The organism is Micromonospora sp. NPDC007220, from assembly GCF_040634035.1.
Lineage (GTDB): Bacteria > Actinomycetota > Actinomycetes > Mycobacteriales > Micromonosporaceae > Micromonospora > Micromonospora reichwaldensis.
Genome location: NZ_JBEYEU010000002.1, coordinates 157635 through 177524, shown reverse-complemented (window position 1 = coordinate 177524; position 19890 = coordinate 157635). Strand labels below are relative to the sequence as shown.

At 75.6% G+C, this 19890-nt stretch carries 19 protein-coding genes; 5 read left to right on the top strand and 14 right to left on the bottom strand.

Features of this window, described 5'->3' with window-relative positions; genetic code table 11:
* Positions 1–130 precede the first annotated feature (130 nt).
* Positions 131–802, top strand: coding sequence for a bifunctional DNA primase/polymerase (locus ABZ573_RS06940; protein ID WP_358116388.1), 672 nt, complete (start codon positions 131–133; stop codon positions 800–802).
* An 81-nt stretch (positions 803–883) separates the two neighbouring features.
* The gene (locus ABZ573_RS06935) at positions 884–1042 is read left to right on the top strand and encodes a hypothetical protein (protein WP_158619084.1); all 159 of its coding nucleotides are present in this window, start codon (positions 884–886) and stop codon (positions 1040–1042) included.
* Positions 1043–1045: 3 nt separating this feature from the next.
* Here the strand turns inward: ABZ573_RS06935 and ABZ573_RS06930 are convergent, their stop codons facing one another.
* The 5 genes from ABZ573_RS06930 to ABZ573_RS06910 form a co-directional block, all read right to left on the bottom strand.
* Positions 1046–1768: an FAD:protein FMN transferase gene (locus ABZ573_RS06930; protein WP_358116752.1), complete on the bottom strand. Its 723-nt coding sequence runs from the start codon at positions 1766–1768 to the stop codon at positions 1046–1048.
* Between the two features lie 85 nt (positions 1769–1853).
* Entirely contained in the window at positions 1854–2444 is a 591-nt protein-coding gene (locus ABZ573_RS06925) for an FMN-binding protein (RefSeq protein ID WP_151455175.1), read from the bottom strand.
* Between the two features lie 10 nt (positions 2445–2454).
* Positions 2455–3876 carry a ferredoxin reductase family protein gene (locus ABZ573_RS06920; protein ID WP_358116384.1) on the bottom strand — a complete coding sequence of 474 codons (1422 nt, stop codon included), beginning with the start codon at positions 3874–3876 and terminating at the stop codon, positions 2455–2457.
* Complete coding sequence (locus ABZ573_RS06915; protein ID WP_151455177.1) at positions 3873–5252, bottom strand: DUF1501 domain-containing protein; 1380 nt, start codon at positions 5250–5252, stop codon at positions 3873–3875. The genes ABZ573_RS06920 and ABZ573_RS06915 overlap by 4 nt, the downstream gene beginning before the upstream one ends.
* An 8-nt stretch (positions 5253–5260) precedes the next feature.
* The gene (locus ABZ573_RS06910) at positions 5261–7336 is read right to left on the bottom strand and encodes a DUF1800 domain-containing protein (RefSeq protein ID WP_151455178.1); all 2076 of its coding nucleotides are present in this window, start codon (positions 7334–7336) and stop codon (positions 5261–5263) included.
* Positions 7337–7805: 469 nt separating this feature from the next.
* On the opposite strand from ABZ573_RS06910, the gene ABZ573_RS06905 reads away from it, so the two are divergent.
* Positions 7806–8063, top strand: coding sequence for a DUF3040 domain-containing protein (locus ABZ573_RS06905; protein WP_121400370.1), 258 nt, complete (start codon positions 7806–7808; stop codon positions 8061–8063).
* A gap of 31 nt (positions 8064–8094) precedes the next feature.
* Here ABZ573_RS06905 and ABZ573_RS06900 read toward each other — a convergent pair whose 3' ends face one another.
* Positions 8095–9207 carry an SWIM zinc finger family protein gene (locus ABZ573_RS06900; protein ID WP_358116380.1) on the bottom strand — a complete coding sequence of 371 codons (1113 nt, stop codon included), beginning with the start codon at positions 9205–9207 and terminating at the stop codon, positions 8095–8097.
* Positions 9204–12431, bottom strand: coding sequence for an SNF2-related protein (locus ABZ573_RS06895; RefSeq protein WP_358116378.1), 3228 nt, complete (start codon positions 12429–12431; stop codon positions 9204–9206). The genes ABZ573_RS06900 and ABZ573_RS06895 overlap by 4 nt, the downstream gene beginning before the upstream one ends.
* Positions 12432–12583: 152 nt before the next feature.
* Between ABZ573_RS06895 and ABZ573_RS06890 the strand changes: the two genes are divergently transcribed.
* Complete coding sequence (locus tag ABZ573_RS06890) at positions 12584–13456, top strand: carbohydrate kinase family protein (RefSeq protein ID WP_358116374.1); 873 nt, start codon at positions 12584–12586, stop codon at positions 13454–13456.
* Positions 13457–13519: 63 nt separating this feature from the next.
* Here the strand turns inward: ABZ573_RS06890 and ABZ573_RS06885 are convergent, their stop codons facing one another.
* Positions 13520–14041 carry a DinB family protein gene (locus tag ABZ573_RS06885; protein ID WP_151455182.1) on the bottom strand — a complete coding sequence of 174 codons (522 nt, stop codon included), beginning with the start codon at positions 14039–14041 and terminating at the stop codon, positions 13520–13522.
* A gap of 84 nt (positions 14042–14125) precedes the next feature.
* Here ABZ573_RS06885 and ABZ573_RS06880 point away from each other — a divergent pair, with 84 nt between their 5' ends.
* The gene (locus ABZ573_RS06880; protein WP_151455183.1) at positions 14126–14332 is read left to right on the top strand and encodes a hypothetical protein; all 207 of its coding nucleotides are present in this window, start codon (positions 14126–14128) and stop codon (positions 14330–14332) included.
* 9 nt (positions 14333–14341) lie between these two features.
* On the opposite strand, the gene ABZ573_RS06875 is transcribed toward ABZ573_RS06880, so the two are convergent.
* The 6 genes from ABZ573_RS06875 to ABZ573_RS06850 form a co-directional block, all read right to left on the bottom strand.
* The gene (locus ABZ573_RS06875) at positions 14342–15487 is read right to left on the bottom strand and encodes a polysaccharide pyruvyl transferase family protein (RefSeq protein WP_151455184.1); all 1146 of its coding nucleotides are present in this window, start codon (positions 15485–15487) and stop codon (positions 14342–14344) included.
* Positions 15488–15554: 67 nt separating this feature from the next.
* Entirely contained in the window at positions 15555–16034 is a 480-nt protein-coding gene (locus ABZ573_RS06870) for a GNAT family N-acetyltransferase (RefSeq protein ID WP_151455185.1), read from the bottom strand.
* A gap of 20 nt (positions 16035–16054) precedes the next feature.
* Positions 16055–16384 carry a hypothetical protein gene (locus tag ABZ573_RS06865; RefSeq protein ID WP_358116749.1) on the bottom strand — a complete coding sequence of 110 codons (330 nt, stop codon included), beginning with the start codon at positions 16382–16384 and terminating at the stop codon, positions 16055–16057.
* A 29-nt stretch (positions 16385–16413) separates the two neighbouring features.
* Positions 16414–17211, bottom strand: coding sequence for an alpha/beta fold hydrolase (locus tag ABZ573_RS06860; RefSeq protein WP_358116369.1), 798 nt, complete (start codon positions 17209–17211; stop codon positions 16414–16416).
* An 85-nt stretch (positions 17212–17296) separates the two neighbouring features.
* Complete coding sequence (locus tag ABZ573_RS06855; protein ID WP_327031273.1) at positions 17297–17761, bottom strand: GNAT family N-acetyltransferase; 465 nt, start codon at positions 17759–17761, stop codon at positions 17297–17299.
* Positions 17762–17927: 166 nt separating this feature from the next.
* Positions 17928–19793 carry a sigma-70 family RNA polymerase sigma factor gene (locus ABZ573_RS06850; protein ID WP_358116366.1) on the bottom strand — a complete coding sequence of 622 codons (1866 nt, stop codon included), beginning with the start codon at positions 19791–19793 and terminating at the stop codon, positions 17928–17930.
* Between the last annotated feature and the right edge of the window lie 97 nt (positions 19794–19890).

The following is a 19890-nucleotide window of genomic DNA, read 5'->3' as shown; positions in this document are numbered from 1 at the left end:
CAGCCAGTTCTCGTAGTTTTCGTGCAAGTTGCACGAGCCGTTCGTCAGCTCAACGATCGCGGGTTACGGCAGTGACGGTGCTCGACATGCGACCTGGGCACCGGCCGGGTCCGGCGAGGGGAGATGGCACATGTGGGGGAATGTCGCGCCGCGCGTCGTTCAACTGTCCCCGTTGGAACGGGTGCGGCTGCGCCGGGTGGCCGTGCGGTACGCCCTGCACGGCTGGGACGTCACCCCCGGCGCCTGCCTCGCCCGCAGCCGCTTCGTCTGCGGGCGGGCCGGCTGCCCGACGGTCGGCTGCCACCCCGCCCTGGAGAACTGGGAGCACGCGGCGAGCGCCGACCCGGCCCGGGTCGCGACATGGTGGCGCACCCGGCCGCACGGGGTGCTGCTGCCCACCGGGCGGGCGTTCGACGTGCTGGAGGTCCCCACGCACCTCGGCCGGCACGTGCTGGACGCGGTCCGGACGCACCCGGCCGGCGTCGGCGTACGCGGGCCGGTGCTGGTGACGCCGACCGGCCGCTGGATGTTCCTGGTCCGCCCCGGCGACCCGCTCCGCCCCGAGTTGGACCACTGCTTCCACGTGGTCCGGCACGGCCCCGGCTCCTGGATCCCGGCCCCACCGACCCGGCTGCCGGAGGGCACCGTCCGGTGGGCGGTCGCGCCCGAACAGGCCCGCTGGCAACTGCCCGACTCCTACCTGGTGCAGAACGCGCTGATCGAGGCCCTGCGGGCCACCGGGGTCAGGATCACCTCCGACCTGCTCCCCGGGCACCTGCCGCTGCCGCGCCGGGGCATGTGACGGCGGCGCGGCAGCGACGCCGGAGGGCCGGCGCTCGTTGAGCACGGCGACGGCGCACCCGCGCCGGGAGCGGGGGGTTACATGTCCACCGACGACACCGCGCGCCAGCCGGACGGCGCGGAGCCGCCGCCCCGGCACCGGCCGCGCCGCCGCTGGCCGGTCACCCGTCCCGTCGGCTCCCGCCCGGGCCGCCCGCGACCCCTCGGCTCCCGCCCCGCCACCACCCGCCCCTTCCGCTGATCCTCAGCCGGCCAGGGGCAGGGCGGTGGAGTGCAGGAGGCGGGCGTCGTCGGTGACGACCGCGTGCTGGTGCCCGGGCAGGCCGTCCAGCCAGCCGATGCCGGCCGGCCCCATCGCGACGGCCGCGGTGGCGTACGCGTCGGCCAGCCCCAGGTCCGGCCCGACCACGGTGACCGAGCGCAGCCCCCGGGCCGGCACGCCCCGGCGTGGGTCGAGCACGTGGTGGCCGCGCTCGTAGACGCCGGACGTGGCCACGGCCAGGTCGGTGCCGGTGAGCACGAGGCAGGTGGACATCGCGTCCCACGGGTGGCGGACGCCGACCCGCCACGGTCGCCCGGTCGAGGAGTGGCCGCGTATCCGCACGTCGCCGCCGGCGTTCAGGCAGTGGTTCGCCGCCCCGGCCGCGAGCAGCCGGTCCGAGGCGACCTGCACCGACCAGCCCTTGACGTAGCCGGACGGGTCGAGCCGCCCGGTGGCGTACGCGTCGAAGAAGCCGTCGGTGGCCTTCCACAGGTCGGCGCAGCGCGCCAGCACGTCCCGCAGGTCGGCGCCGGCCCCGGAGAGCGGCAGCTCGCCCCGGTCGACGCGGCACACCTCGCTGTCCGCCCGGTACGTGCTGAAGCGGGCGTCCACCTCGCGCAGCCAGGCGAACACGTCCCCGGCCAGCCCGTCCAGCTCGGCGGCGGGCAGGTCGTCGGCGAGGTCGAGGCTGATCGCGGTGCCCATGACCTGCTCGACCCGGCGCAGCCCCGGCCTGGTCGCCGACGGACACCCGCCCGACTCGCGCCGCCCCGCCGCCGGCACCGGCACGTCACCTCGCCCGGTCGATCGCGGCCTGCAACGACTGCTTGTACGAGGTGCTGGTGGCGGTCGCCCCGGAGACGGTGTCCACGTCGGCGCTCTGCCGCTGCACCACCAGCCCGGAGCCACCGCTGTAGCGGCCGTCGACCTGCTCGCTGCGCTGGTCGGACTGGGCGGTCTCCTCGGGCAGCTCCAGGGCCACCACGTCGACGATCCGCGTCCCGGAGAGGGTGATCTGCACCTGCACGTTGCCGTACTCGTTCTCCACCACCGGCCCCGTGACGGTGCGGGTCGTCGGCGCGGGCGGCGGCTTCGTGGTGGTGCGCGGCGCGGACGGCGCCCGGCTGGTGACGCTGGGCCGGCTCGCCGGCGCCCGGGTGGCGGTGCGACCGGGCCGGGGGGACGCGCTGGTGCGGGCCGGCGACGGCGGGGCGGAGACCTCCCCGCCGCCCGGGGCCGGACCGGCTGGCGCGGGGACCACCGGTGGGGGCGCCGCCGGCAGGTCCTGGGCGACCGGGCTGGTGCCCGGCGAGCCCTTCAGCACCACCATGGCGGTGGTGCCGGCCGCCAGGCCGGTGATCGCGAGCAGGGCGCGACGCATGGAAGCCTTCCTACAGCTCGAACGTGGCCAGGTGGATCTGCCGGCGGGGCACGCCGGCCTCGCGGAGCACCCGCAGCGACTGCTCGACCAGGCCGGGCGGCCCGCAGAGGTAGACGTCGCGCCGGGCGAGGTCGGGCACCAGCCGGCGCAGCCCGTCCGGGCTCATCACCTGGCGGGGGCCGGGATCGTGGCGGGAGCCGACGACGTACCAGATCGCGGTGTCCCGGGCCTCGGCGAGCCAGTCCAGCTCGCGGTGCAGCAGCACGTCGTCCGGGGTGCGGGCGCGGTAGATCAGCGCGGCGCCGGGCGGCAACTCCTCCAGCATGGCCCGGATGGGGGTGATCCCGCTGCCGCCGGCGATCAGCAGGGCCCGCTCCCGGGTGCGGTGGGCGGCGGTGAAGGTGCCCGACGGGCCCTCCGCCCAGACGCGGGTACCCGCTTCGAGGTCGCGCAGGTCGGCGGTGTGCCTGCCGACCACCTTGACGGTGAGCCGCAGCCAGCGGCCGTTGGCGGCGGCCGAGACCGAGAACGGGTGCGCCTGCCACCAGCAGCCCCGGGCGAGGAACCGCCAGCGGAAGAACTGCCCGCCGAGCATTTCCAGGCGCTCCAGCCGGTCGCCGGTCAGGTAGATCGAGATCGTGTCCGGGCTCTCCGCGACCACGTCGGCGACCCGCAGCCGGTGCCGCAGGTTGAACGCCAGCGGCGCGACGACCCGGCCCCAGAGCAGGGCGGCGAGCACCACCACGTACATCGCGATCCAGAAGGTGCGCACCGGGCCGGGCCGGAACAGCTGCGCGCCGTTGCTGAACTGGTGGGCGAAGCCGAGCAGCAGCACCGCGTAGCTCGACAGGTGCAGGGCGTGCCACAGCTCGTAGGGCAGCGCGGTCCGGATCGCCCGGACGCTGGTGAGGCCGACCAGCACCAGGATGCCGGCGGCGGCGAACGCCGAGACCATGTCCTCGTAGTCGCGCAGCAGCACGCCGGCCTCGGTGAGCACCGGGTTGTCCTCCAGGTCGGCGTAGCCGACCAGGATCAGCGACGCGTGCGCGAGCACGGCCACCAGCAGGGTGGCCCCGACGTCGCGGTGCCAGCGGGCGATCCGCTCGCCGCCGGCCCACCGCTCCAGGATCGGCAGCCGGCTCATCATCAGCACCTGCACGAGCAGCAGGTAGCCGGCGACCAGCCCGGTGACCCGGCCGGCGGCGGTCACGGTGGCGGCCGTCGTCCGCAGCGATCCGGGCGGGGTGTCCAGCCACCAGGGCAGCACGCTGGCGAGCAGGCCGACGACGAGCAGCGCGGCCAGCAGCCGCCGGCCGCCGGGTCCGCGTCGCGGCGGCACCAGGGGGCGTACGTCCGCAGCCGGCCGGCCGCCGCGCCGGGACGGGGTCGTCCCGGCGCGGCGGCCGGCGGCGTGGGTGCGCGGGTACGTCACGCGTACAGCTTCATCGGGCGGTACTTCTGCCGGGGGAAGATCTTGTCCACCTCCGCGTTGGTGAGCCCGAAGCGGCCCTGCGCGACGGCCCCGTAGACGTTGAACATGTTGTTGTACTCGGGCACGTCGCCGGAGTCCAGGTCGGACAGCCCGTTCCAGGTGCCCAGCAGCGAGCCGGCGAGCTTGCGGCCGGAGAGCACGGTGACCACCCCGCCGTGGCCGTGGTCGGTGCCGCCGCCGTTGGAGGCGACCCGCCGGCCGAACTCGCTGGAGACCATGATGGTCACGTCGGCCGACTTCTCCCCCAGGTCGGTGAAGAACGCCGCCATGGCGCCGGCCAGCTCGTTGAGCCGCCGGTGCAGCTGACCGCCGTCGCGGGTGCCCTGGTTCTCGTGGGTGTCGTAGCCGCCCATCCCGACGGTGGCGACCCGGACGTTCGCCCCGCCCTTGATGAGCTGGGCGAGCTGCTGGAACGCGTAGCCGACACCCTTGTACTCGACGCCCTCGGCCGCCTGGTACGGCTTCGCGGCGAGGCGCTGCGCGGTGGCCAGCGCGCCCAGGCCGTCCTGCACGGCGTCCTGCACCGGGTGGTTGATCCCGGTGAAGAGCCCCTTGATCGCCTTCTCGGTCGCGGCCCGGTACCGGTCGTCGCCGTTGAGCCGCAGCGAGCCGACGCTGTTGAGCGAGAGCGCGCCGTTGTTGCCGACCAGGGACCGGGGCAGCGTGCTGCCGATGCCGACGCTGCGGAACGCGGTGCCCGTGCCGAGCGCGTCGACCAGGCTGTCCAGCCAGCCCCGGCCGCCGGTCTCGCTGGGCAGCCCGCCGAGGTTGCAGGCGTCCGCGGCCTGGAAGTGGCTGCGGGACAGCCGCTCGTCGGAGACCGCCGGGACGAAGCCCAGGTTGCCGCTCTTCAGCCACTTCTCCAGCGGCTTGAACGCGCTGGTCAGCTTGAAGCCGCGGCCCACGGCCAGGGAGTCGTCGCCGAGCAGCAGGTCGGGGCGGGCCTTGGCGAGCACCGGGTCGTCCGCCGGGGCGACCAGGCTCAGCCCGTCCAGCCCGCCGTAGAGGAAGACGTGGATCAGGGTGCCGGTCTTGGTGGCGGCGAACGAGGCCGAGGTGGTGACGAACTGGGCGGTCGCGAGGGCGGTGGCGGTGGCGGCGGCGCCGGCCACGAACGTCCGCCGGGTCACGCCCCGACCGTCCTGCTGGGCCTCCTCGAGGTCCTCCAGCCGCCGGTAGCGGTCGGCCTCGGCGGCGTTCTCGGCGGCGACGATGTCGGCCTCCGCCCGCAGCAGCGCCTCGGCCGGGTCGTCGGCCAGCCGCCGCAGGTCGGGGCATTCGGGGTGCAGGGGGAACGTGTGCACAGTCTTCTCCATCGGGTGCCTCACCGGAGGTGGTGCTGGGGGGAAGCGAGGATCGCCCGCGCTACGGCGGTGACGGCCCCGTCGAACGTGGCGTCGACCTTGTCGCCGGCAGCCACGCCGGCCACGCCGAGGATCAGGGACCGTTCCCTGGCGCTCAGCTTCTGACCCACCAGCCGCAGGGCCAGCGCGTCCACGTACGCCCCGGCGGTGGCCGGTGGCCGGGCCACCAGCTTCTCCGGCGGGGTGTAGGTGAAGACGGTGCGTCGGCCGGCGAGCAGCTCGCCCGCCTCGTTCCAGCCGTGGACCATGGTGCCGGCGGAGGTCCAGGCCACGTAGACGTCCGGGTAGCCGTCGGGGGTGGGCTGGCCCATCGGGTACTGGCCCAGCTCGCGCATCCGGTCGTGGATCTGCCGCAGCCCCCGGGCGTACGGGGTGCGCTTGTTGTCGCCGTTGTCGTGCTTCGGCGACGCCTCCGGGGACACCCCCAGGACCCGGTACGTGGCGACCAGGTACTCCATCGGCCGGCGCACCTTCTGGCCCACCGCCGCCCAGAACTCCGAGGAGCTGAACAGCGTCATCAGCACCGGCTTGATCATGCCCTTGTTCAGGCTGTACGACTTCGCCAGCCGCTCCACGAGGGACTTCGGCGGGGTGTCCGAGACGAACCGGGTGGCCAGGCTCTGCGCCACGTACTTCGCGGTGGACGGGTGCAGCGCGATGTACGTGATGTACGCGTCGATGGCCGCCTCGGCCTTCTTCGGGTCCTTCGAGGCGTTCGCGTGGGTGAAGCCGAGCACCTTCACCTTGCCGACGTAGTGCCGCTCGGGGCGGAACACGTACTTCCCGTCGTTGACGCCCCGGCCGGTCTGGAGCAGGGCCGCCTGCCGGACGTCCTTCTCGGTGTAGCCGCCGTCGACGCCGACCGAGTACAGCTCCAGGTTCTCGCGGGCCAGGTTCTCGTTGACGGCGTCGGCGCGGGAGTCGTTCTGGTTGAGGTAGAGCAGCAGCGCCGGGTGCCGGTTCGCGGCGAGCAGCATCTCGGGGTAGCTGCCGAGGGCGTGCGCCCGGACGACGTCCCGGTCGAAGGACGCCCGGTAGACCTCGCCCCCGTCGAAGTCCGCGGCGACGTGCAGGAAGTCGTTCCAGAAGTCGACCATGACCTCGAACAGCTGCCGCTGCGACCAGATCTGCCGGGCAATGGTGGCGTCCACCATCTCCTTCTCCGGCTGCGCGCCGCGCTCGTTGAGCTGCTCGCGCTGCTCGCGCAGCTGCGCGGTGCCCAGCTTCAGCGTCGGCAGGTCGGCGAGCTTCAGCTCGGCCTTCGTCGGGGCGATCTTGTCGGGGTCGAGCTGCCAGCGCAGCCAGCCGTCGATGCCCCGCTCCTTGATGTCGGCGAGGACCTGCCTGGTGGCGCCGAAGGTGGCCCGGCGGGCCAGGTGCAGGATCGGGTCCTTGGCGAGCACCGTCTTGACGGTCACCTTGGTCTCCGCGGCGGCGGCGGCCGGCCCGGAGAAGGTCCGGCCGCCGGCCGGCGCGTTCTTCTTCAGCGCCTCGCCGGCCCGGGAGCCCATGTAGCTCTCGTTCTGCTCGGTGTAGGTGCGCACCGTGCTCGGCTGCTGGCCGCTCGGCCGGGCGGGGGTGCCGTCGGTGACCGTGGTGCCGGTGGCGTCGCCGGCCACCGCCTCGTCGCCGAGGAGGCTGCGGATCTGCGGGGTCATCGCCAGGGCGGCGCCACCGGCGACCACGGCCGCGGTGCCGCCGAGGGCCACGAGGGCCTTGCGCCGGCCGACCTTGGGGCCCGGCTCGTCGCCGTCGTCCAGGTTGGGCAGTCCCGGGCCGGCCGACGGCGCGGCGGCCTGCCGCGCGAAGCCCTCCGGGCCGACCCACTGCGGCCCGCGCGCGGCCGGGTGCCCGGCGTGCGCGTACTGGCCCTGCGTGTCTTCGGGGTGTCCGCCCTGGTGCGGGGCGCGCGCGTCGTGGCCGTACGGGGTGGGGGCGTAGGTGTCGCGGTGACCGTCGCCGGCGGCGGGGTACTGACGCCCGTCCCATCCGCGATCGTCCCGCGGTCGCCGTGGTGGCACATTCTGGTCGGCCATGTACCAATCCGTTTCTGCTGCGCCGCGACGACTGGCACCGGGCACGGGGGCAGGTGCGGCGACTGGTGCCTGAGGGGGTTGTCACCGGAAGGTAATGAAGCGTTCAGGTGCCTTCAAGCAGCACCGGAAGCCCCCAGGACGGCACTTAAGGCGCCGCTCAGCGCGGGTCGGCGACACCGGAACCCGGCGCCGCCCGGCACGGACCTCGCGAGCAGGGCGTACGCGGCACGGCACGGGCCGGACCCGGCCATCGCGGCCGACCCGGCGCGGGAGGGTCATTTCATCGCCACAGGCAAATTTAAGGTTCGGCTAAGCCTGCGCTGAGGCGCTCCCCGCGCACCCGGAGGGCCGGGGCGCGGCCGGACGGGCGTGGGCCGGGCGGGGCCGCAAAGTAGCAGCAGGACGGGAGCGTGAGCCGCCGCCGCAGCGGGTATGCCGCCGAACCGCTGAACACGTGAGGGGAAGGCACATGCTCAGCAAAGAGGATCAGCGCAGGTTCGAGCAGATCACCCGTCAGCTCCGGGAGAGCGATCCGGCGTTCTTCGCCCGGCTCGACAACCGGGCCCGGGCCCGTCGCGGCCGGTGGCTGATGCTGTTGACGATCGTGCTGTGGGCCTCGCTGCCGGCGATGACCGTGCTGGCCGGGCGACTGGCCGGGGCCGTCTGCGCGGTGGTCCTGGTGGCCAACGCCGCACTCATGTGGCGGTTCCGCCGCCGCTGGCTGTGAGCCGGGGCCGCGTACCGTTCCGCCGGCGGTCTCACCCGCTGAGGAGCCGGTACGCCCGCCGCAGCCGCTCCAGGAGACCGGGCCCGCCGATGGCGGGGGCCGGCGCGCCGAGCTGCCGCAGCAGCAGGTCCGGTCCGGTCGACAGGCTGGGTGGCCGGTCGGGCAACGGGACCGGCGGCAGCCAGAACCGGTCGACCGCCTCGGCCAGCGGCGCCGGCGGCAGGCCGGCGAGCGCCCGCGACGCCCCGACCGGCGGGGCGGCCACGGCGTCCCGCCCGGCACCCAAAACAGCGCCGTCCCGCGTGGACTCCGCCGTCGGCGGCAACGCACCGTCCGGGATGGACGGCGTGGGCTGCGGTCCGGCACCGTCCGCCACGGACGGCACGGCACCGTCCGACATGGACGGCGAGGCCGGCACGGCACCGTCCGAGCTGGACGGCGTGGTCGGCACCGCACCGTTCGGCAGGGACGGCGACGCCGGTGCGGCCTCCGTCGCGGCCGGCTGGTCGTCGGCGCCTGCGGCGTCGGCCCGCAGGACGCGCAGCCGGTCGAGCAGCTGCGTCCGGCTCCGACCCCGCCAGTGCAGCAACTGGAACGGGTCGGCGTCGAACGCCTCCGCGAGCAGGTAGAACGTGGCCGCGAGATGCTTGCAGGGAACGGCGAAGTCGGGGCAGCTGCACCGTTGACGCAGCTCCGCCACGCCGGCGGGGAAGAGCGGGGCGCCGGCGGCCCCGAACAGCTCCTCCAGTTCCGGGGGCAGGTCGCCGGCGAGCAGCCGGGCGCTGAAGAACGCCTGGGCGGCCAGCTCCGCCTCCACGCGGGCCCAGATCGCCTCCGGAAACGGCGGCAGCGCGATGCTCACCTCGTACGGCTGCGCGCGGGAGCCCTGCACGACGGCGCCGACGGTGCCCGGGGCGACCTCCAGCCGGACCACCTGTCCGGCCCGCGCGTACGACCGGCCACGGGTCAGCCGGGTGCCGAGGGCGAACGACTCCAGCACCTCCAGGAAGCGTTGGGACCACCAGGACCGGCCGATGGCCCCCCGGGTGCTGCGGGCCCGCAGCCCGCCGTCGACCCGGCGCGGCCGGCCGTAGTCAGCGAACCGGCCGTTGGCGCCGCCGTCGCCCTGCGCCTGCCCGCTCACTCCACCACCGCCCCGGCCTCCAGGGTGAACAGCTCGCGCAGCTGCGTCGTGGACAGCTCGGTGACCCACTGCTCGCCGGTGCCGACGACCGAGGCGGCGAGGCTGCGCTTGTCGGCGATCAGCGCCGCCACCTTCTCCTCCACCGTGCCGGCGCAGACGAACTTGCGGACCTGCACCCGGCGCCGCTGACCGATGCGGAACGCCCGGTCGGTGGCCTGGTCCTCGACGGCGGGGTTCCACCACCGGTCGACGTGCACCACGTGGTTGGCCTCGGTGAGGGTGAGTCCGGTGCCGCCGGCCTTGAGCGACAGGACGAAGATCGCCGGTCCCCCCGGGGACTGGAACCGGGTCACCATGGCGTCCCGGTCGGCCTTGCCGACCCCGCCGTGCAGGAAGAGCACCTCCCGGCCGAAGCGGGCCGACAGGTGCCCGCGCAGCATGCCACCGAACTCGGCGTACTGGGTGAAGAGCAGGGCCCGCTCCCCCGCCGCGAGGACCTCGTCCAGGATCTCCTCCAGGCGGGCCAGCTTGCCGGAGCGGCCGGGCAGCGCCGAGCCGTCGCGCAGCAGTTGCGCGGGGTGGTTGCAGACCTGCTTGAGCCGGGTCATGGCGGCGAGCACCAGCCCGCGGCGCTCGATGCCGTCGCTGGACTCGATCCGCGCCATCATGTCGTCGACGATCGCCCGGTAGAGCGAGGCCTGCTCGGCGGTGAGGTTGCAGAGCACCTCCATCTCCAGCTTCTCCGGCAGGTCGGAGATGATCGAGGAGTCGGTCTTGAGCCGGCGCAGCACGAACGGGCCGGTGATCCGGCGCAGCCGCTCGGCCGTCTCGGCGTCGCCGTGCCGCTCGATCGGCTCGGCGTACTTCTTGCGGAAGGTCGCCGCCGGCCCGAGCAGGCCGGGGTTGGCGAACTGCATGATCGACCAGAGGTCCGCCAGCCGGTTCTCCACGGGCGTGCCGGTGACGGCGATCCGGTGCCGGGCGGGCAGCGCGCGGACCGCCTCGGCCTGCCGGGTGGCGGCGTTCTTGATGGCCTGGGCCTCGTCGACGACCACCCGCCGCCAGTCGATCCCGGCCAGCTCGACGGCGTCGCGGGCCGCGACCGAGTAGGTGGTGAGGACCAGGTCCGCGTCGTGCACGGCCGCGCCGAACGCCTCGCCCCGCGCCCGCTCCGCGCCGTGGTGCACGTGTACGCGCAGCCCCGGCGTGAACCGCGCCGCCTCGCGCTGCCAGTTGCCCACCAGCGACATCGGGCAGACCAGCAGGGTCGGGCCGGCGTCCGGCGGGTCCCCGGCGAGCAGGGCGAGCAGTTGCACCGTCTTGCCCAGCCCCATGTCGTCGGCGAGCACCGCGCCGAGCCCCAGCGACTGGAGGAACGCCAACCAGGCCAACCCCCGCCGCTGGTACGGCCGCAGCGTGCCGTGGAACCCCGGCGGCGGGTCCAGCGGGGCGAGCCGGCGCTCCACCGCCCCGGCGAGCAGGTCGCCCAGCGCGCCGTCGGCGCCGACCTCCAGGACCGGCAGCGCGTCCGGCTGCTCGGCGTCGGCCAGGCCGAGCCGGAGCAGGTCGGCGACGGTCAGCTCGCCGGAGGACCGGAGCAGCCGCAGGCCGGCGGCGAGCCGCTTCGGGTCCAGTTCCACCCACTGCCCGCGCAGCCGCACGAGCGGGGTCTTCAGCGCGGCCAGCGACGCCAGTTCCTCGGCCGTGAGCGGCTGGTCGCCGAGGGACACCTCCCAGCGGTAGTCGACGAGGGCGTCCAGCCCGACGCCCCCGGCGGTGGCGGTGACGGTGCCCGGGGCGGTCCGGCTGCGGGCCTGCAACCGGGCGCCGAGCCGGGACGACGGGCACCGCCACCAGGACGGCAGCAGCACGGCGAACCCGGCGGCGTGCAGCACCGGCGCGCCCTCGCGGAGGAACCGGTGCGCCCCCTCGACGTCCAGCTCCAGGGCCTCCGGCGTGGCCGTCCGCAGGGCGGTGTCCAGCTCGGGCCAGAGCCGGCTGGCGCGCCCCAGCTCGGCGAGCAGGGTCTCCTGCGGGTCGTCGCCGCGACCGGCCAATCCGGCGACGCTGGCCGGCGCCCGCCAGACCTGCCCGGCGTCCACGTGCAGGCTCGGCTCGTCCGCCGCCTGGAGCCCGAACTCGATGCGCCACCGCCCGGCCGGTCGCGCCGTCGCCGCCGGGTCGGCGGGCACCACGACGACCGGCTCGGTGAGTTCCTCGGCCGGCGGTTCGACCAGGCGGAAGCTGGCCCGCACGGCGCCGCCGGCCGCGTCGCGCTGCCAGGCGTCCAGTTCGGCGCGGAGGGTGTCCAGCGCGGCCGGGTCGGCGGCGAACTCCCGCACCGGCCCGGTGAGCGCCGCCAGCCAGGCCGGCACCGCGCCGTTCGGGCGTACGCCCCGGGCCAGCGCGGTCTCCGCCAGGGTCGCCCGGACGGCGGCGTCGGTGAGCGCGTCGAGCGCGTCGGCGACCAGCGCGCCCGGCGCGTCGACGGCGGCCGGCGCGGGCCGGTGACGGCCGGCGGGCGGGCCGGATCGCGCGCGCCGAGCGGCGCCCGGTCCGGACGGGGTGCCCGTCCCGGCGGCGGCACCGGGGTCGCCCGGTTCGTCCGGCCCGGTGGCGGCGCGGGCGGCCGGGGGTAGGGCCAGCGCCAGCGCCCGGGCCCAGGCGGCGTCCGTGCCGGTCAGCAGCGGTCGCCAGACCGCCCGGGCGCCGGCCTCCGCCCGCTTCCCGCCCGCCCGGGCGCGAGCCGTCGGGGGCGCCTCGGCGAGGCCGGGCAGGACCCGGCCCCGGGCCGCCAGGTCGACCGCGAAGTCGGCCAGCTCGGCGAGGTGGCGCAGGGTCGCGCCCGGCACGGCGGCCACCGCGTCGACGCCGCGCAGCAGGGCCAGGGCGGCGTCGGGGGCGTACCAGAGGACGGGCACCCGCCAGCCGGCGAGGGTGACCGGCCCGCGGACCGGCCCGGCGACGTCGGCGCGGACGAGTTCCGGGGAGTCCAGCGGTGCGCCGGCCCGGGTGGGGAGGGTGAGCAGGGCGGTGCCGAGGTGGGCCGGCTCGGCCGTCGCGGCCAGCGCGGCGACGAGCGCGGCCTGGTCGGCGGCGAACGGGTGCGGCCGTTCCCGGGGCGCCCGGCCAGGGCGGCGCGGCGCGTGGGCCGGCAGCGCGCTGTCCTCGGCCCAGACGGCGAGCCCCACGCCGGAGCGCCAGACCCCGTGGACGACCAGCACGCGTCCCCCTCCTCGCGACGACCCCGGCGAGGATATCGGTCCGGGCCCGGCGGCCCCGGCCAGCACACCGTCGGCCGTCCGGATGAGCGGGCGGCGGGCGGCCCGGGCCCCGTGGCCGCCGGGCGACGGGCGGCGGGGATAGGGTCGGGCGCGTGTACGACCTTCTCGTGATCGGCGGTCTCGGCGTCGACGTGCGGGTACGGGTGTCCGCGATCCCGCTGCCGGCCGCCGACTCCGTCACCGTCGACCCGATCGACCTGCGGATCGGCAACACCGGCGCCGGGGTGGCGCTCGCCGCGCACGCGCTCGGGCTCCGGGTGGCGGTGGTCGACGTCATCGGTGTCGACCCGGCCGGCGAGGTGGTCCGCGCCGCGCTGGCCCGCACCGGCGTGCACGCCGTGCTGGGCGACGCCCCGGCGGGCACCCGGCGGTCGGTGAACATGGTCGACCCGGCCGGCCGGCGGATGTCGCTCTACGACCCGCGCCCCTGGCACGGGCCGGCCCCGTTCCCGGCGGCCGAGGTGACCGCGCTCGTCCGGCAGGCGGCCCACGTACATCTGTCGATCATGGACTGGACGCTTCCCCTGCTGACCGCCCTGCGCGCGGGGCTGGCCGACGGGGCCGTCCTCTCCACCGACCTGCACGACTGGGACGGCGGGAACGCCTACCACCGGCCCTTCGCCGAGGTGGCCGACCTGGTCTTCGTCAGCGGGGTCCGCCTGGGCGCGGGGGCCGGCGCGCTCGCCGCCACGCTGGCGCCCCGCACGGTGCTGGTGACCCGGGGCGCGGACGGCGCCGAACTGCACACCGGCGGCGGCGCACCGACGGCGGTGCCCGCCGCCGCGCCGCCCGCACCGGTCGTCGACACCAACGGCGCGGGGGACGCCTTCGCGGCGGGCGTGATCGCCGCCCGGCTGCGCGGCGCGGCGCTGACCGACGCGGCGGCGTACGCGGCCCGGGTCGCCGCGGCGGCCTGCACCCACGATGGCATGGAGTATCCGCCCGACCTGCTGCCGCCTCGCTGAGCCCGCTGTGCGTCGGCGCGCGGGCGCGCCCGGGTCAGGGTCAGGTCGCCGCGCGGCCGGCGGTCAGAGCGCGCCGGTGGCGCCGTCGGTCAGCTCGCGGAGGATGTCGGCGTGCCCGACGTGCCGGGCGGTCTCCTCGATCATGTGCACGAGGATCCAGCGCAGCGAGACCTCACCGAGCTGCGGGTGCGGCACGACGTGGTCGAGGTCGAACCGGCCGGCGACCTCCCGGGACCGGGCGCAGGCCCGCTCGTACGCGGCGGCGAGCCGTTCGACGGTGTCGTCGTCGGTGAGCGTGAAGCTCGCCGCCGCGTCCTCCTCCGAGGTGAGGTAGACGTCGCCCGGGCCGGGGGCGAGCAGGCACGGGAACCAGTTCCGCTCCACCAGCGTCAGGTGTCTGACGAGGCCGGCGACGGTGGTGGCCGAGGGCACCAGCCGGCGGGCCGCGTCGGCGTCGGAGAGCCCGCGCACCTTGCGCAGCAGCACGCCCCGGTGGAAGTCGAGGAACGATTCGAGCACGGCGCGCTCGTCGCCGGTGCGCGCCAGCACCGGGCCGAGCGTGGGATCGATTGCCATCTCCGCCATCCACCGACCCTAGTGCCGGTCCGCCCAGGCCCGCTGCCCCGCTATCCGCTGCGGGGTCCCCCCGGGCGGGGCAGGATGGGGCGCATGGCATCAACGGCAGAGATCCCCCTGGCCGGCGGCGTGGCCGACGGCGAGACCGTCACCGTGGAGCTGGACCCGAACGGCCGCCCGCCGCTGACCCATCACCACCTCGGCGCGAAGGGGCTGGCCGAGGCGGAGATCTACGAGCTGGAATCCGTGGACGCCGACGCCGACCGGTGGTGCTACCGCTGGCGGGGGCCGGCGGTCTGAGCCGGCGGGTCAGACCGCCGGGGCCAGGGTGCGGGCGCGCAGGCTGTCCAGCACGGCGCGGGTGACCTGGGAGGTTCCCCGGGCCTCGTCGCACACCTCGGCCACCCGTCGGGCGGTGGCCTCGGCCCGCTGCTCCCGCTCGTCCCAGAGCCGGTCGACCTCGGCCAGGAGCGGGCCCTCGACCTCCCGCTCCACGCCGCGCAGCGCCGGCACCCCGAGCCGCTGGGCGAGGTCGAAGACCTTGCCGGCGTACGGCAGCGGCAGGAACGGCGTGCCCGCCATCGCGGCGAAGATCAGGAAGTGCAGCCGCATGCCCACGGCCAGGTCGAAGTGGCGCATCAGCCCGAGCACCTGCTGGGGCGAGTAGGTGCCGTGCAGGATCCGGCCCCGCTCGGCGGCGACCATGTGCGACAGCACGCCGTGCGAGTGCCGGATGTCGTCGCGCTCCATCGGGACGAAGAGCACGTAGGCGTCGATCCGGTGCACCAGGAAGTCGCCGATCTGGGCGAGCAGGCGGTGGTAGCCGTCGACGTCGAGGCGCTCGGCGGCCCGGCCCGGTTCCCGCACGCTCATCCCCACCAGCCGCTTGCCGGCCGGCACCCCCTCCTCGCGGAGCAGCTCCGCCGGGAAGTCCTCGGGCTCGATCAGGAACGCGGGATCGGCGGTGACGGTGATCGGGTTGAGTAGCCCCGCTTCCTCCAGCACCATCCGGGACTCCTGGTCCCGTACGGTCACCTGGGTGGCGCTGGCGAGGGTCTCCCGCACCATGCCGGTGTCCACGTCCTCGCTGAGCGGCCCGACCCCCACCGCGTACGTCAGCAGCGGCAGGCCCCGTTCCTGGGCGACCCGGACCACCCGCAGGTAGCGGCGGGCCTCCCGGTCGTAGAGGATGCCGCCGCCGCCGAGGATCAGCACGTCGAGCTGGGCCAGGACCAGCGCCGAGTCGGTCCGGCTGATCCCCTCCCAGGGCACCGCCTCCACGTCGGGATGGGCGATCCTGGTGTGCTCCGGGTTCCGGGAGAAGACGATGATCCGCCCGTTCGGCTCCTGCTCGCGCAGGTCGGCCAGCAGACCGCTCAGGATCGCCTCGTCACCGAGGTTGCGACCGCCGTACGAGCCGAGCACACCGATGGTCAGTCCGCCACCATGCCTCATCCGTCGCTCCTCCCCAGGTGCGTCCGGGGCGGGGTTCCCGCTGCGCCGGGGAACACTCCTGACGGGCTCAGCCGGCCGGGGAGATCCGCTTCGTCATCTGCTGGGCGGCCACCCGGTAGCCGAGGTCGTGGTAGAGGTGGATGGCCCCGGTGTTGGAGCCGAAGACGTTCAGCCCCAGCTCGGGCACCCCGAGGGCGGCGAGTTCCGCCTCGACGAGCTGGATCATCCGCCGCCCGTACCCCTGTCTGCGATGTCCGGGATGCACCTCGACGCTGTTGAGCCACGCGGTGTGGGGCCCGGCGGGGCCGCCGGGGAGCCCCACCCAGATCCACCCCACCTCGACGTCGCCCACCCGGGCCGTGCGGAGCAGGGCGCCGGCGCTGTCGACGCCGTCGGGGAGCTGTTCGCGCAGCTGGGTGGTGGCCCGCTCCAGGGCCGTGGCCGGCGCCAGGCCGCGGTCGGTGACCATCGCCTCGGCGTACGAGCGCACGAGCGGCTCCCGCACCCGCGCGAACTCCTCGGCCGTCATCGGTACCAGTTCCACCACGCCGCCTCCCTCTGTCGGAGTCACCGGTCGACACCGCCGACCAGCCGGGACACGAATGCCACGACCACGTCGTCGGCGTCGAATCCCGCCTCGATGGACGTGCCGAGCAGATCGAGCAGCAGCCCGTCCACGGCGTAGTGCAGCAGAGCGACCTCGAACGCGCCACCCGGTAATCCGGCGGCGAGGTGGAACGCGACGTCGTCGCGGTAGCCGCGCCGCAGGGTGTCGCCGAGGATCCGGGCCAGGTCGGGGCGGCGGGCGGCCTCCAGCCGCAGCTCGATCAGCGCCCGGGTGAGATCGGGCTGCCGCGTGGTCCGCTCGACGATGTAGCGCAGGTAGTCCGTGAACAGCTCCAGGGACGGCTCGCGGGCGCCCAGCGTCAGCCGGGCGGCGACACCGGGTGGGTGAGGAACGGCAGGACGGCGGCGGGCAGCGCCGGCGAGACGACGATGTCGTAGTGGGTGAGTCCCGGCAGCACGGCGAGCCGGGAGGCCGGGCGGTCGGTGCCGTCCCCGCCGGCGTCCCGGTGGCCGCCGCCGAGCAGCCCGAAGAACTCCACCACGTGCGCGGCGCTGACCGAGTCGGCGTCGGCGAAGACCAGCAGGGTGGGCACGGCGAGGGCGGCCACCTCGGCCGACCAGTCGTAGTCGCGGCGCAGCAGCTCGCCCGTCTTCGCCCAGAGCCGCGACCAGTCCCCCGGCCGGGGCGCGACGCGGGTGTAGAGCGCGTGCGACGGCGTGCCCCGCATCCGCTCGCCCGCCTCCTCGTCGGGCTCGGGCATGCCCGCCAGCACCTCCGGATACCAGCCCAGCCGCCGGCACGGCGCGGAGACGACGACCAGCCGGCGCACCAGCGCCGGGTGCTGGATCGCGGTACGCAGCGCCACGCCGCCGCCGAGCGAGTAGCCCAGCACGTCGGCCTCGGCCAGGCCGAGGTGCCCGATCAGCGCCGCGACGTCGTCGGCCATCGACTCGTAGCGCAGCGGGCGGTCGACGTCGGCGGTGCGCCCGTGGCCCTGGAGGTCGACCGCGATCACCCGACGACGCGCGGCCAGCGCCGGCAGGATCGGCGCGAACGTCTCCACCGACCCGAAGCCGCCGTGCAACAACAGCAGCGGGCGGCCGGCGCCGTGCTCCTCGTGCCACAGGCGCAGCCCGGCGACCTCCGCGTAACTCATCGCCCCATCCAACCCCGGCCCGCACGACGTACGCGGCCGATCGGCCGCGCTCTCCCTGGGACGGGGCGGCCGGGCTGGCCGTGCGCTAAAGCCGCTTGCGCATCTGGATGGCGGTCGCCTCGAAGCCCAGCTGCTCGTAGAGCCTGCGCGCGGGGAGGTTGAAACCGAAGACGCTCAGGCCGATCGAGACGACTCCCCACTCCCGGCACCGCTGTTCGACGGCCTGGAACATGGCCCGCCCGTAGCCCCTGCGCCGCACTTCCGGTCGCACCTCGACGTCGTAGCAGAAGGCGTGCGGCCCGTCCGACTTCTGTTCGACGTGCAGCCAGAACATGCCGACCTCGTCGTCACCGTCGTGGACCGTCCAGAGATGGTGCCCCGGCGTGGCCAGACCGTCGGGCAGGAGCGTCCCGTAATCCTCCTGGGCCTTCCGTTCGGCCTCCGGCGCCGGCAGCGCGCCGGACTCGGCGATGTGCTGCGCGTAGCTCGCCTCCGCCCGCCGCCGATACCGGAGGTACTGCTCGGCGGTCATCGGCTCAAGTCTCAGCATCGCCACCCCGACACCGTGTTTCAGCCGTCCGGGCCGCAGCGTCCGACGAGGACAAACAGGACGGTCCGCAACCGTCCTGCTCCACGGCCGTCCCGACCGGCCCTGCTGTCCCGGCTACCTCGGCCGTCCTGCTCCACGGCCGTCCCGGCCAGCCCTGCCGTCCCGGCTAGCCCGGTCGCACGCACGGGTCGGTGACCGTGCGGGTCGCGCTCTGCGCCGTGCGGCCGTCCGTGGCCGTCGCCCGTACCGACCAGGTCAGCGTCGGTGCGCGCAGCCGCCCGACGCTCGCCCGCGCGGTCGTTCCGTCCACCGTCATCGCCCGGGTCGACGTCCTGCCCCCGGCGGGTGTCCAGCGCACCTCGGCGCCGCCGAGCGCGGCACTGCCGGTGGCCTGCACCACCAGGGTGTACGTGTCCGAGCCGCACCGCACGTGGGCGGTGGCGGAGACCGTGAACGCCGCGGCGACCTGCGGTGTGGCGGTCGGCCGGGGCGCGGTCGGAGGCCTGGACGGCGCAGCGGTCGGCGACGGCGCGGGGCCACCCGGCACGGCGTCGGGCGCGTCAGTCCGGGTAACCCCGTCGCCGTCCGCCGGCGTGACCACGGGCCCGGGCGTCGGACCGACGGCGCCGGCCGACGGCGGTTCGGCGGCCCGCGTACCGGTCACCGGGGCGGTGCCCGACGGCAGCGCGGAGGCGGGCGTCACCGGGTCGCCGGCCGCCGGTCCGTGCGTCTCCGACACCGGCTGGCCGGCGGCGTCCTGCGCGGCGGTCGGGCGCCCGGGTGCCAGCGCCCAGGTGCCGAGTGCGGCGAGGAGGATCAGCAGAGCCACGGACGCGGCCACCTGCCGGCGGTGCCGCTTGCGGTTCGCAGGCGAGGTCGTCCGCACGGGATGCGCCGCACCGCGCGACGCCACCGCGCCGCCCGGAGCGGCTGCCACATCGTCCGAGGACGCTGCCTCACCGGCCGAGGACGCTGCCGCCACACCGCCCGAGGGCCCCGCCGCCGCACCGTCCGGGGTCACCGGCCCGTTCGCCGCGGGCGTAGGCCCGTCGACCGCGTCATCCGCTGCGGGCGCGGGCCCCTCAGCGGCCCCCTGTGCCTGTCCGGTGTCCCCCATCCCGGGGATTGCCTCGGCCGGCGGCGCCGGATCGGCCGGATCGGCCGGCAGCGTCGGGTCGGCCGGCGCGGGGTCGGCCGTGACCGTGCCCGCCGGATCGGTCCCCGCGCCGGGTGCCGGATCGGCCGGGGCGCCGGTCGCGGCCTCGGCCAGTCGCGGCCACACCGAGTCGGCGACGACCAGGAACACCGGAGCCGTGTACGCCGACAGCAGCGCGGCCGGGCTGAGCTGTTCGCGCCGGAGCAGCCCGCACACCGCACAGCTCTCGATGTGCCGCGACACCCGCTTGCGCAGCGTCGGGGTGAGTCGGCCCTGCCAGCCGTCGATCAGGTCGGCGAGACCCGGGCAGTCCCGGGCTCCGGTGCGGGCCACCAGCAGCGCCCCCAGCGCCCGTTCGAGCTGCGAGCGGGCGCGCGACAGGCGGGCGTGCGCGTGGTTCGTGGGCACCCCGAGGGCCACGCCGATGTCGGCGGACGACAGGTCGTGGCGGATGGCCAGGTGCACCACCTCACGGTCGCCCGGGTTCAGCGCCGCCACCGCGGTGTGCACCAGGTCGCGTACCTGATCGGCGTTGACGCCCGTGCCGGGGTCGGCGATGTCGGCCGCCGGCTCGCCGGCCTCCTCCAGCGGCAGGGAGCGGGACCGCTCCCGCAGCTGCCGGAGGCACTCGTTGCGCACGATCGCGTACAGCCAGGAGCGCAGCCGGTCGGGCTCGCGGAGCTGGTCGATGCGCTGGCTGGCGGTGAGGAACGCGTCGTGGACGGCGTCCGCGGCGGCCTCCGGCTCGCGCAGCATGGTCCGGGCGTACGTGTAGAGCCGGTCGGCGTAGCGCCGGTACATGCCCTCCAGCCCGGCCCGCTCGCCGCGGCGCACCGCCTCGACCAGCGTGGAGTCGTCCTGTGCCGCCGTGTCCATCGTGTCCCTCGCTGCTCGTCGACGGGTCCAGTAAAGCGGCGGAATATTTTTCTTCGAAGTTTCTGTTGGCATCCCGACCCGCCCCGACTCCTACCGG

Bases quoted from the DNA above. Each gene is read 5' to 3' on its own strand.
- ABZ573_RS06940 (WP_358116388.1), top strand. From the start codon at position 131: ATGTGGGGGAATGTCGCGCCGCGCGTCGTTCAACTGTCCCCGTTGGAA.
- ABZ573_RS06935 (WP_158619084.1), top strand. From the start codon at position 884: ATGTCCACCGACGACACCGCGCGCCAGCCGGACGGCGCGGAGCCGCCG.
- ABZ573_RS06930 (WP_358116752.1), bottom strand. From the start codon at position 1,768: ATGGGCACCGCGATCAGCCTCGACCTCGCCGACGACCTGCCCGCCGCC.
- ABZ573_RS06925 (WP_151455175.1), bottom strand. From the start codon at position 2,444: ATGCGTCGCGCCCTGCTCGCGATCACCGGCCTGGCGGCCGGCACCACC.
- ABZ573_RS06915 (WP_151455177.1), bottom strand. From the start codon at position 5,252: ATGGAGAAGACTGTGCACACGTTCCCCCTGCACCCCGAATGCCCCGAC.
- ABZ573_RS06910 (WP_151455178.1), bottom strand. From the start codon at position 7,336: ATGGCCGACCAGAATGTGCCACCACGGCGACCGCGGGACGATCGCGGA.
- ABZ573_RS06905 (WP_121400370.1), top strand. From the start codon at position 7,806: ATGCTCAGCAAAGAGGATCAGCGCAGGTTCGAGCAGATCACCCGTCAG.
- ABZ573_RS06885 (WP_151455182.1), bottom strand. From the start codon at position 14,041: ATGGCGGAGATGGCAATCGATCCCACGCTCGGCCCGGTGCTGGCGCGC.
- ABZ573_RS06880 (WP_151455183.1), top strand. From the start codon at position 14,126: ATGGCATCAACGGCAGAGATCCCCCTGGCCGGCGGCGTGGCCGACGGC.
- ABZ573_RS06875 (WP_151455184.1), bottom strand. From the start codon at position 15,487: ATGAGGCATGGTGGCGGACTGACCATCGGTGTGCTCGGCTCGTACGGC.
- ABZ573_RS06860 (WP_358116369.1), bottom strand. From the start codon at position 17,211: ATGAGTTACGCGGAGGTCGCCGGGCTGCGCCTGTGGCACGAGGAGCAC.
- ABZ573_RS06855 (WP_327031273.1), bottom strand. From the start codon at position 17,761: ATGCTGAGACTTGAGCCGATGACCGCCGAGCAGTACCTCCGGTATCGG.
- ABZ573_RS06850 (WP_358116366.1), bottom strand. From the start codon at position 19,793: ATGGACACGGCGGCACAGGACGACTCCACGCTGGTCGAGGCGGTGCGC.